11 protein-coding genes and 2 pseudogenes are annotated in these 9,640 nt (G+C 70.3%); 7 read left to right on the forward strand and 6 right to left on the reverse strand.

The genetic code is table 11. The features are described from left to right. Positions 1–669 precede the first annotated feature (669 nt). Together ACFTZL_RS34570 and ACFTZL_RS34575 are read left to right on the forward strand one after the other, a co-directional pair. The gene (locus ACFTZL_RS34570; RefSeq protein ID WP_382591152.1) at positions 670–1,053 is read left to right on the forward strand and encodes a VOC family protein; all 384 of its coding nucleotides are present in this window, start codon (positions 670–672) and stop codon (positions 1,051–1,053) included. Positions 1,054–1,132: 79 nt separating this feature from the next. Continuing rightward, positions 1,133–1,621, forward strand: coding sequence for a hypothetical protein (locus tag ACFTZL_RS34575; protein ID WP_382591155.1), 489 nt, complete (start codon positions 1,133–1,135; stop codon positions 1,619–1,621). 93 nt (positions 1,622–1,714) lie between these two features. On the opposite strand, the gene ACFTZL_RS34580 is transcribed toward ACFTZL_RS34575, so the two are convergent. Next, complete coding sequence (locus ACFTZL_RS34580; protein ID WP_382591158.1) at positions 1,715–2,305, reverse strand: TetR/AcrR family transcriptional regulator C-terminal domain-containing protein; 591 nt, start codon at positions 2,303–2,305, stop codon at positions 1,715–1,717. A gap of 65 nt (positions 2,306–2,370) precedes the next feature. Between ACFTZL_RS34580 and ACFTZL_RS34585 the strand changes: the two genes are divergently transcribed. Continuing rightward, positions 2,371–2,766 carry a hypothetical protein gene (locus tag ACFTZL_RS34585; RefSeq protein WP_382591161.1) on the forward strand — a complete coding sequence of 132 codons (396 nt, stop codon included), beginning with the start codon at positions 2,371–2,373 and terminating at the stop codon, positions 2,764–2,766. Positions 2,767–3,491: 725 nt separating this feature from the next. On the opposite strand, the gene ACFTZL_RS34590 is transcribed toward ACFTZL_RS34585, so the two are convergent. Together ACFTZL_RS34590 and ACFTZL_RS34595 are read right to left on the reverse strand one after the other, a co-directional pair. Continuing rightward, the gene (locus tag ACFTZL_RS34590) at positions 3,492–4,136 is read right to left on the reverse strand and encodes a hypothetical protein (RefSeq protein WP_382591164.1); all 645 of its coding nucleotides are present in this window, start codon (positions 4,134–4,136) and stop codon (positions 3,492–3,494) included. 79 nt (positions 4,137–4,215) lie between these two features. Next, a complete protein-coding gene (locus ACFTZL_RS34595) occupies positions 4,216–4,929 on the reverse strand; it encodes a 2-oxoglutarate/malate transporter (protein WP_382591167.1) in 714 nt (237 codons plus the stop codon). Between the two features lie 47 nt (positions 4,930–4,976). On the opposite strand from ACFTZL_RS34595, the gene ACFTZL_RS34600 reads away from it, so the two are divergent. Further along, complete coding sequence (locus tag ACFTZL_RS34600; RefSeq protein WP_382591170.1) at positions 4,977–5,603, forward strand: TetR/AcrR family transcriptional regulator; 627 nt, start codon at positions 4,977–4,979, stop codon at positions 5,601–5,603. A gap of 29 nt (positions 5,604–5,632) precedes the next feature. Continuing rightward, positions 5,633–5,893: pseudogene (locus tag ACFTZL_RS34605) on the forward strand (hypothetical protein); the annotation flags it as partial. On the opposite strand, the gene ACFTZL_RS34610 reads toward ACFTZL_RS34605, so the two are convergent. Next, positions 5,873–6,250, reverse strand: a complete 378-nt coding sequence (locus ACFTZL_RS34610; RefSeq protein WP_382591173.1) for a VOC family protein — start codon at positions 6,248–6,250, stop codon at positions 5,873–5,875. The pseudogene ACFTZL_RS34605 and the gene ACFTZL_RS34610 sit on opposite strands and share 21 nt — an antisense overlap. Beyond that, positions 6,247–7,029 (reverse strand): ArsR family transcriptional regulator, encoded by a 783-nt coding sequence (locus ACFTZL_RS34615; protein ID WP_382591176.1) that lies wholly within the window; start codon positions 7,027–7,029, stop codon positions 6,247–6,249. Before ACFTZL_RS34615 ends, ACFTZL_RS34610 begins: the two co-directional genes overlap by 4 nt. An 82-nt stretch (positions 7,030–7,111) precedes the next feature. Between ACFTZL_RS34615 and ACFTZL_RS34620 the strand changes: the two genes are divergently transcribed. Continuing rightward, on the forward strand, positions 7,112–8,383 hold the full coding sequence (locus tag ACFTZL_RS34620) for an APC family permease (protein ID WP_382591179.1): 1,272 nt from the start codon (positions 7,112–7,114) through the stop codon (positions 8,381–8,383). A 77-nt stretch (positions 8,384–8,460) separates the two neighbouring features. Here ACFTZL_RS34620 and ACFTZL_RS34625 read toward each other — a convergent pair whose 3' ends face one another. Further along, entirely contained in the window at positions 8,461–8,859 is a 399-nt protein-coding gene (locus ACFTZL_RS34625; RefSeq protein ID WP_382591182.1) for a DUF6223 family protein, read from the reverse strand. 228 nt (positions 8,860–9,087) lie between these two features. Here ACFTZL_RS34625 and ACFTZL_RS34630 point away from each other — a divergent pair. Continuing rightward, positions 9,088–9,640: pseudogene (locus tag ACFTZL_RS34630) on the forward strand (sensor histidine kinase); the annotation flags it as partial.

Here is a 9,640-nt window from a genome sequence, read left to right on the forward strand (position 1 = left end):
GTGACCTGTGGTCGCTCCCGCGGTTGCAGGCCTAGTGGCCGGTGGCGACGAGGTCTTGGAGTTGGTGGGCGAGGTCGGTGTTGGGCTGGGCCATCGGGCCCGGCGGCGCTGGTGGTGGTGTCGACGACCTCGTGCGGTACGGGCGCGTACTGGCAGGGTTCGCGTTCGAGCCCTTCGATCTGCCGGGCCCAGTACTTAGTGTCCCGCCATTCGCCACGGCGCAGGCGCATGAGGCAGAGGCAGATGGCGCCGGTGGCCTGGCCGCCGCCGGCGGCGAACTCGAGCCAGAAATGAGCGCCTTCCCCCCAGTCGGCCAAGACCAGGAGACGGGCGAGGGCCAAGGCACCGCCGAGGTCGTGGGCGGTATGGGAAGCGGGCGATGCGACGTGCGGCGTCAGCCTCGTGAATGATGCCCTGACACAAGGCCCGCAGCTCGTGGGCGGCCCGCTCGTGCAGCAGCAGCGACTGCCTGCGGGACCATCACGTCTCACCTCGTGAACAGGAGCACGTGTCCACCCGGCTACGTCACCCCGAACTGGCTGCCCCCTCCGTCGGGTTCCTCACAGAGCCGGGCAGCGGCGGGCGCCGCCGCGGCGTTCACACTGGGCGGCGGAGCGGTCAGGCATGCGCATATCCCTCTTGCTCCGTGCGCGGCATAGTGTGATCAACATGATCGGACGCTTGTTCTCTCTCGTCATTGACTGCCCTGCCCCATCTGAGCTCGCGAGCTTCTACGAGAGCCTGCTGTCGCTGCCGCGGGTGGAGGACTCGTCTGACTATGTGGTGCTCGCGAACACGACGGGCACGGAGATCGTGACCTTTCAGCGTGTCGGCGGTTTCCGGCCGCCCCTGTGGCCCGACCCCGATCGTCCGGCCCAGATGCATGTTGATGTGATGGTCGATGACCTGGACGTGGCAGAGGCGAAGGTACTCGCCCTGGGCGCCACGTTGCTTGAAGGATCGGACAAGCCGATCGGCTACCGCGTGTACGCCGACCCAGTTGGACACCCCTTCTGCCTCATCACACGCGAAAGTGTGACGCCCAGCAAGTAGCAGCGGCGACCACGCGGCCTCCGGCCGCCGGACTATTGGCTGCACGCACCCGCACGCAAGACCAACGAGAGGACTGCTGATGAAGCGTTCGGCGCCCAGCACGAGCTGGAAGAAGAACGCCAAGCAGGCAACCGTGCTCGTAGCCCTCGGCGGTTTTCTTGCGCTGTCGCTGTGGCTCGGTGATGAGCTGTGGAATCTGTCCGCGTACTGGCCGGGGTCCGGCATCGGATTCGGCGCCACCGTCGGCGTGCTGCTCCCGATCTCGTTCACGGCCGCCAAGCGCTCCTTCCGCCGGGTCTACTCGGATGGGAGCAAGTACTCGCCCCGGTGGGTCGTGGCCGGCATCGTGTACGCGGCAGTGGCCCTGGTGAGCGCCTTGGCCGCATCCCGCGCGATCCCCGGAAAGAGCTCCTCGGCCGCCTGTCACAGCGAGTGGCAGCCATGCTGGGTGAACCACCTCTATCCAGGGGCATTCCTCGTGACACTCGGTAGCTTGGCTGCGACGGTGGCCGTCATGCATTGGCTGCCGAGCTGGATGTCCAAGCTGCCCGCGCGGTCCCGCCGGTAGCCGCGAAGTGCGGCAGGCTGATGCTCGCAGTCGGCGGGCTGTTGGGAGTTGCGCTCTTCTGTTCGTGTCGCTCGATCCGGGATCTCCGCTTGATCACCGGTTCCCGATGATGAGGGACAGGCCTGCGTCGAAGACGTCGTCGGCGGTCAGACCGACGCGGCGGCCCTCGTGCATCACGCGGGCCACCGTCGGGTAGGCCAGCGCGAACTCCTCGGTGGGTTGGGCGTCGGCCGAGTCCTGCTCCTCGATGACATGGCCGAAGGCGTAGTGGACGGCGGTGTAGACGACGGTGGCCGCCTCCGGCAGGGACAGCCCGCTGTCTTCCAGCGCGCGCAGGCCGTATTCGGGGATGCGCGCGAGCGTGGGCGTATGCGGCGGCCGGGCGCCGGCCACGATCCGGGCGCCGTCGGGGTAGGCGAGCATCGCCCGGCGCAGGCGGCGCAGCACCTCGCTCAGCCACGACTGCCAGGCCTGGCCGGGCGGCATCGGCTCCAGCTCGCCGAACTCGTCCCGCAGCATCGCCTCGGCCATGGCTTCCAGCAGCTCCCGCTTGTCCTGGAACCGCCAGTAGATGGCCGGGGCCTTGACCTGCAAGCTGGCGGTGAGCTTGCGGAAGGTCACCCCGGACAGCCCTTCCCGCTTCAGCAGCGCCAAGCCCTCGCTGACGATCGTCTCTGCATCCATGGCGACAATCCTATAACGCTGTTATATTAGCTCCCAATGTAACGGCGTTATAGAGAGGCGATGTCATGAATCAGGCACTCGTGGACAGCATGTGGACCTATATCAAGGCCGGGCTGGCCATGGACATTGACGCGCTGGACCGGCTCTACGACCCCGAATTCGAGAACGTACGGGTCGACCAGGCAGGACAAGCGATCACCCTGACCAAGGACCAGTTCATGGCCCGCTTCCGGGCGCTGCGCGAGCAGGGACAGCGGATCGGTGAGTCCGTCGACGACGTGACCTTCCCGGCCACCACCGACCTCGGCGGCCAGGCCGCGATCGTGATGCGGCGAGTCAAGGACGGCGAGCCGGTGCTCTACACGTTCATCTGGCGCATGCAGGACGGGCGACCGACCACGATCCTGCGCGAGGTCACCTTCGACCGAGACATCAGCTACCTGCTGAGACTGACCCGCTGAGTGGTCCCCGCCGAGAGTTCCTCAGGAGTTGAGGGGCCAAGGCTGCTTGTGCGTCGCCGATCAGGAGTCGGTGTTGGCGATCTAGATCACGTCCGAGGCTTCCCGTAGGGCGCCGGTGGACCAGACCGGCGTCGGCTCATAACCGCCGCTACTGGGGGTGTGGATGGCCAGCCCGCGGCGTTACAACGAGACCGCTCGGCCCTTCCGATGGAGTTCACCCTGGCCGACCTCGAGGACCTGCTGGCCCGGATCGAGCGACACGAACAGATAGAGCGCAACTCCCAACAACCCACCGACCGCGAGCATCAACCTGCCGCACTCGCCCCAGCCGCGTAACCCCCGAAAGACTTACGGAGGCGACCCGCGCCACCCAAATGATGGCAGCCCTGGTGCTGGCCTCGGGTGCACTGCTGGTCAGCTCACCCACCGTTGTTGCAGTCGAGCCCGCCCCGGCTCCAGCGACCTGCCCGGTCTGGAACCCGAACTGCTAGATCAGGCAGCGCCCGACGGCGGTGTGTGCCTCAGCGGCACGGGGAGGGGCGTGTTCAGCTCTCCTGCTCGGATGGGCAAGACCGGCGAGGCGGCCCTCGTGGCCCAGCAGTTGAAGATGGCGGCCGCGCCGGCCGACGTCCCCGTCGAGGCATTCTGCTTCTTCCGTCTGGAGATCGCGCCCGGTCCCCAGACGGAAGACGGATACTGCCACTGCCCCGCCGGGCCCGGCGGGATCACGGCCGGTGCAGGCCCGCGCGCGCCAGCGCCCTGGTCATGGCCGGCCGGTCCAGCCGGCGCCAGTCGGGCTCGGTGACGAGGGACAGCAGAAGCTCCGGCGTCAGCCGGTAGCCCTCAGCGTGGGCCAGCAGGGTCTCGGCGTCGTGTGCCGGCATGGTGCCGTGGTCCTCGTCGGCGATCACGCTCAGCACGTCCTTCCTGTCGGCGAAGCGGCTCATACCGCAGTCGAGGCCGTCGTCGTCCAGGGTGGCGGGGTACGGAGCCCGGGCCCAGGCACCGTCTTCGTACCAGTAGACGCAACCCAGTTCATAGCCGATCAGCAGGTCCTGCAACTGCTCGTGCGGGAGCCAGTCGGGGGCGCCGGCAAGCATGTCGACCGGCGGCTCGTGCCACTTGACGCCACTCGACTCGTCCTCGCCGAAGAGTACGTACCGCCCCTCGCCCCGCTGTGCGAAGCCCCACCACGTGCAGCCGGAGTCGTCCAGATGGAGACCCGCGTCGTCCACCCAGATCCCCGTGCGGTGATGGGCCTGCTGCTCGTCCTCCGTGGTGGCCTCCAGCGAGGCGACGAGCGCCCAGCGCGCCCACAGCACCTCCGCCGACGGCAGGTCACCTGGCAGCCCCGGCCGGTTGATGGTCATGCAGTGTCCTCCGAGCTCGTGAAGCCGATCATGATCAGGGCAAGGCTCCCATGGACCGAACGGACTGAACGGCCGCCGGTCAAGGGCCGGTTGGCGGCTGCGAGGTCGCTGCGGGACGCATCAGCACGACGCCGTACACGACGACCCACACCACCCACATCAGCCAACCGGCGAGGCCGAGGATGCCGAAGGGGCCGACGTGGTCGACGACCAGCGGGGTGAGTACGGCCGAACCGAACAGCAGCGCGGCTGACAGCAGCCCCCACCTGCCGTGCCACGGCCGGATCAGCCCGCCGCGCATGCCGGCGAGGGACAGTCCGACAAGCGCCAGGGCCAGGAAGGTGCCGTTGAGGGTGAACAGGGTGTCGTGGAGGGCCCACAGACTCGCGGCCGCGCCGACGCCGTCCGCGGCCGTCGACGCCAGTGCCAGCCGGATCGCGATGACCACGGTGAAGACGGCGTTCTGCAGGATGAGCCCGGCGAATCCGAGGAGGGCCCATGCCTCGCCCCGGTCCCGCTCGGACTGCCACAGCACACGGACCGCCCCCGCACCGAACAACGTGGCCAGGACCCAGGCCGCCGGCGTGAGCGCGGAGCCGATGCCGACCAGGTCCCCGTGCGCGCGGAAGAACCCGTCCACCTCCCCGATGCCGGCGCCCGTGCGCGGCAGACCGGCCGGGACCAGGACCACGTTCCCGACGACGATGAGGAAGGCGAAGCCCAGAGCGGCGAGGCCGCTGACCCGGGCGAAACTCGTGGCGGCCGGGGAGGTTCCCGGCTGGTTACGTAACATATATTGATTATAAGTATCGTCAAGTTAATGTTGGGGAGGGGCAGGACATGAGCGAGGGGCCGGGTCGGCGACAGTACGACTCACTGCGCCGGACGGCGCAGGCACAGCAGACCCGCGCCGACATCGCCCGTGCCGCGCTGCGGCTGTTCGTCTCGCACGGGTGGGCGGCGACGACGGTGCGGGACGTGGCGCGCGAGGCGGGGGTGTCCGTGCCGACCGTCTACGCGGCGTACGGGAACAAGTCGGGACTCACCCGGGCGCTGGCCGACGCGGCCGACCTCTCGGCCGATGTGCCGCAGTTGGTCGTAGAACTGGAGTCACCCGCGACGGACCCTGCCCGGCAACTCGCCGCGATGGCCGGCTACGACCGGCGCCTGTACGAGCGCGCCGGCGACATCATCACGCTCATCCGGGAAGCGGGCCGCTCCGAACCGGAGCTGGCCACGCTGTACCACGACAGCCGCATCCGCGGCGACCGGACCAGGGTGCAGGTCTTCTCCTCCTGGCCGGCCGGCGTCCTGCGCCCCGACCTCGACGTGTCGTCCGCGGTCGACGTCTACGCGGCGCTGTGCAACATCGATGTGTACGCCGTGCTGACCGGCGAACGCGGGTGGTCGCCCGACCGGGTGGAGCAGTGGTGGTGCCGGGCACTGGTGCGTGAACTCCTGGGCTGAGCGAGCAGGTGGACGACTTCGTCGCGAAGGGCGGCACTCTGCGCGTGGTGCGACGCCGCTTCGATCTGCTCACCGAACTCCTCGGCCTGGGCCGGGCACGCGCAACCGGCTGGACGCTGGGGCGGCTGCCGCAGAACTCGCTCTGGGACATCGACGGCGGCGAGACCGCGCTTGCCCCGTTCTCCGTTCGAGCCTCAGGTCGACGGCGTTGCGACCCGTCAGACCGACGTGGCTGCGGCCCTCCTGGTGGGCCCCTGAACAACTCTGGGTCAGCGGGTGGGTTCGAATAGTTCGATGAGGTTGCCGGCGGGGTCGGTGAGCAGGATCTGACGCCCCCCGGGACCCGAGACCACGTCGCTGCGGAAGGTGAGTCCAGCGTCACGCAGCCGGACGATCTCGGTGTCGAGGTCGTCGACGGTCAGGTGGATGCGGTTGCCTCCGGCGCCGAGGCCGCTGGGGGTGGCGCGGGCGCCGGAAGTGGCCGGGCCGGACAGCAGCAGCCGGAGCGGCCCGCGGGTCACGTCGGCGAAGGCGGGGGCGGGGTGGCTGCGGAGGGTGAAGCCCAGGTGGGTGGTGTAGAAGTCGATGGCGGCCTGGACGTCGTCGACGAGGTAGCGGACGCTGGCGAACTGCTCGGGGGTGGTCACGGCTGAACCTCCTGTGGCGTGGAGATGAGCAGCGGCAACAGGTGGCGGATGCGGGTGTCGATCTCTGCTGCCGTGCGGACGAAGGCGGGGTAGCCGACCGGGCCGGGGCCACTGGCTGCGGTGGGGTCGGGGATGCTCCAGTGGACCAGCCGAGGGTGGTCGCCGAAGTCGGGGCAGACTTCGCGGACCTTGTCGCACAGGCTGATCACGTAGTCGAACCGGCGGCCGAGCAGGGTGTCCAGGTGTCGTGGACGCTGCCCGGAGATGTCGGTGCCGTGCTGCTCACGCAGGACCTGTACGGCGTCGGAATGGATCCGGGGTTTGGGGTGACTGCCCGCGCTGGCCACGTCGACCCGACCTTCGGCGCGGTGGCGCAGCAGCGCCTCGGCGATCGGTGAGCGGGCGCTGTTGCCGGTGCAGGCGAACAGGACGGCGGGTCGTCTCGCCGGTGACGGCGTGGGCGGCCGCGGTGGGGTGGAGGCGACACCCAGCGCCGGGTGCAGGGCGGTACCCGCGTCGGCGAGCGAGTGAGCGCACTGCTGCAGGTCCAGGTGGTAGTAGCTGTCCCGAGCGTCGAAGCTGCTGCGGCGGGCAGTGACCAGCCCGCCGTCGCGCAGCAGCCGCAGATGGTAGGAGACCAGGTTCTGCGGCTGGCCGACCCGCTCCACCAGTTCACGAACCCGGTAGTCACTCGCGGCCAGCTCGGTCAGCAGCTTCCATCGCAGCGAGTGGGCGGCCAGCTGCACGAACGCCGGGGCGGCAGGATCCGAGGGCCTCATAAAGCCAAAATACATCAAACAGAATTGATGTACCTTACTGCCGGGAGTTCCGACGCTCCACGCCGGAAGACGGAGGCACGTCATGAGTCAGCCCGCCCAGACCGCGTCACCTCAGCTCCAGCGGCGGCTCGGCGTCGGCGACGCCGTCCTCATCGGACTGGGCTCGATGATCGGCGCGGGCATCTTCGCGGCGCTCGCCCCGGCCGCCCGCGCGGCCGGCTCCGGGCTGCTGGTCGCTCTCGCTGTGGCCGCGGTGGTGGCCTACTGCAACGCCACCTCCTCCGCCCGGCTGGCCGCCCGCTATCCGGCCTCCGGCGGCACCTACGTCTACGGCCGCGAACGCCTCGGCGACTTCTGGGGCTACCTGGCCGGCTGGGCCTTCGTGATCGGCAAGACCGCCTCCTGCGCGGCGATGGCGCTGACCGTCGGCTCGTACGTGTGGCCCGACCACGCCCACGCGGTAGCGGTCGCCGCGGTAGTGGCGCTGACCGCCGTCAACTACGCCGGGATCCAAAAGTCGGTGTGGCTGACCCGGGCGATCGTCGCCGTCGCGCTGGCGGTGCTGGCGGCGGTCGTGGTCGCCGGCCTCACCTCGCCGACGGCGGACGCGGCCCGGCTTGATGTCGGCTCCGATGCCACCGTCACGGGCGTGCTGCAGGCGGCGGGGCTGCTGTTCTTCGCCTTCGCCGGGTACGCCCGCATCGCCACCCTCGGCGAGGAAGTCCGCGACCCCGCGCGCACCATCCCCCGCGCCATCCCGCTCGCCCTCGGCCTCACCCTGATCGTGTACGCGGCCGTGGCCCTCGCCGTCCTGACGGTGCTCGGCCCCCGTGGGCTGGGCGAGGCGTCCGCGCCGTTGTCGGAAGCGGTGCGGGCCGCGGGGGCGGACTGGTTGGCACCCGTCGTGCGGGTCGGGGCGGCCGTCGCCGCGCTCGGCTCCCTGCTCGCCCTGATCCTTGGGGTCTCCCGCACCACCCTGGCGATGGCCCGCGACCGGCACCTGCCCCACGTCCTGGCCGCCGTTCATCCGCGCTTCCAGGTGCCGCACCGCGCCGAACTCCTGGTGGGCGCCGTCGTCGCGATGCTCGCCGCCACCGCCGATGTACGCGGCGCGATCGGCTTCTCCTCCTTCGGTGTCCTGCTCTACTACGCCGTCGCCAACGCCTCCGCCTGGACGCTCACGCCGGACGAGAACCGCCCGCCCCGCCTCGTCCCCGCGCTCGGCCTGGCAGGCTGCCTGCTGCTGGCCTTCACCCTGCCCGCCGCCTCCGTCGCGTGGGGAACCATGGTCCTCGCCGCCGGCATCGCCGCCTACGTCATACGCCAGGCCATCAGCGCCCGCCGGGCGTCCTGAACCGCTCACCTGCACGAGTGGGGTGTCGCCCCGAACTCACATGTCCGGGCGGACCGTCAGCGTAGCCCCCGCGGTGCTTATGAGGTGGACCCGAACTCCCGCTCGTGTCCGACGCTCCCGGCACTCCCCTCGGTGCGCCGGGAGCGGGCGAGAGCGCGCCTGCCGAGGGCCACGGCGATCAGCCCCAAGGGGATGGCCACGATGGCTCCCACCATCCCGTTGCCGGTGCCGGGACCACCGCTGGAGGTGGCCAGATGCAGCACCGCGAGGACGGTGCCGACCAGGCCCACCGCCGTGGCCGACAGGGCGCCGGTACGCGCGCTGCCGGTGCTGATGCGGCCGGCGACGCGGGCCAGGGACAGCCGGCCAAGGGCCACGCCGATCAGCCCCACCCCGAGGGCCAGGTTGGCACCCGTCCGCCCGTCTCCGATGACTCCACCCTCGGCGGCCACCGTCAGGACATCTGTTGCACTCATGCCACTCTCCTCCGTGCGCGGCGAGTTCCGCGGATTCGCTGGGCCTTGAGCGTGCCTGCCGACCGCACCGCTGGTCGTCCGGCGGACGCGGTCTTTTCGCACTGCCGTCCTCATGGCAGTCGGCTGCTGCGGATGCGGCAGACGGCGGGCGTCTACCGCGGGTGCGGTAGCCGGCCGCTCGTCCGCGGGCGGGACTCGCCCTCAGCGGCGTCCGGCTAGGGTGCGCGCATGGACACAGGGCGTTTTCGTGTCCCGGCCGGTGCCATGGACTGGGCGATTGCCGTCGGCGTGGCGGCACTGCTGCTGGGAACCGGGCTGTCGGGGCGGCACCCGGCCGGGGAACGCGAGCTGTTCGGCGCCGTGCTGCTGGCGGCGGGCGGTCTGGCGCTGGTCGCGCGTCGTAGGGCTCCGATGGCTGTGCTGGCTGTCACCGGGCTGTGCGCGGTGGGGTATGAGGCGGCGGGTCTTGAGGTGCTCGCTGTCTCGTATCTGGTTGCGGTGTACGGCGCCGTGCGGGCCGGGCATCGTGCCGTGACCGTGGCAACTTCCGTGTCTTTGCTCGTCGTCCTGCCTCTCACAGCGCTGGTCTTCCGCGACGGGCCGGCGCGTGAGGCGTTCGCGCAAGCCCGGAACGTGCTGGAAATCGCCTGGCTGATCGCCGCCTTTGCCGCCGGGGAGGCGCTGCGGCAGGCCGAGCGTCGGGCGGAGGAAGCCGAGCGAACACGGGAGGAGACCGCTCGGCGCCGCGCCGACGAGGAGCGCCTTCACATCGCGCGGGAGC

The organism is Streptomyces sp. NPDC056948 (assembly GCF_042674225.1).
Lineage (GTDB): Bacteria > Actinomycetota > Actinomycetes > Streptomycetales > Streptomycetaceae > Streptomyces > Streptomyces purpurascens.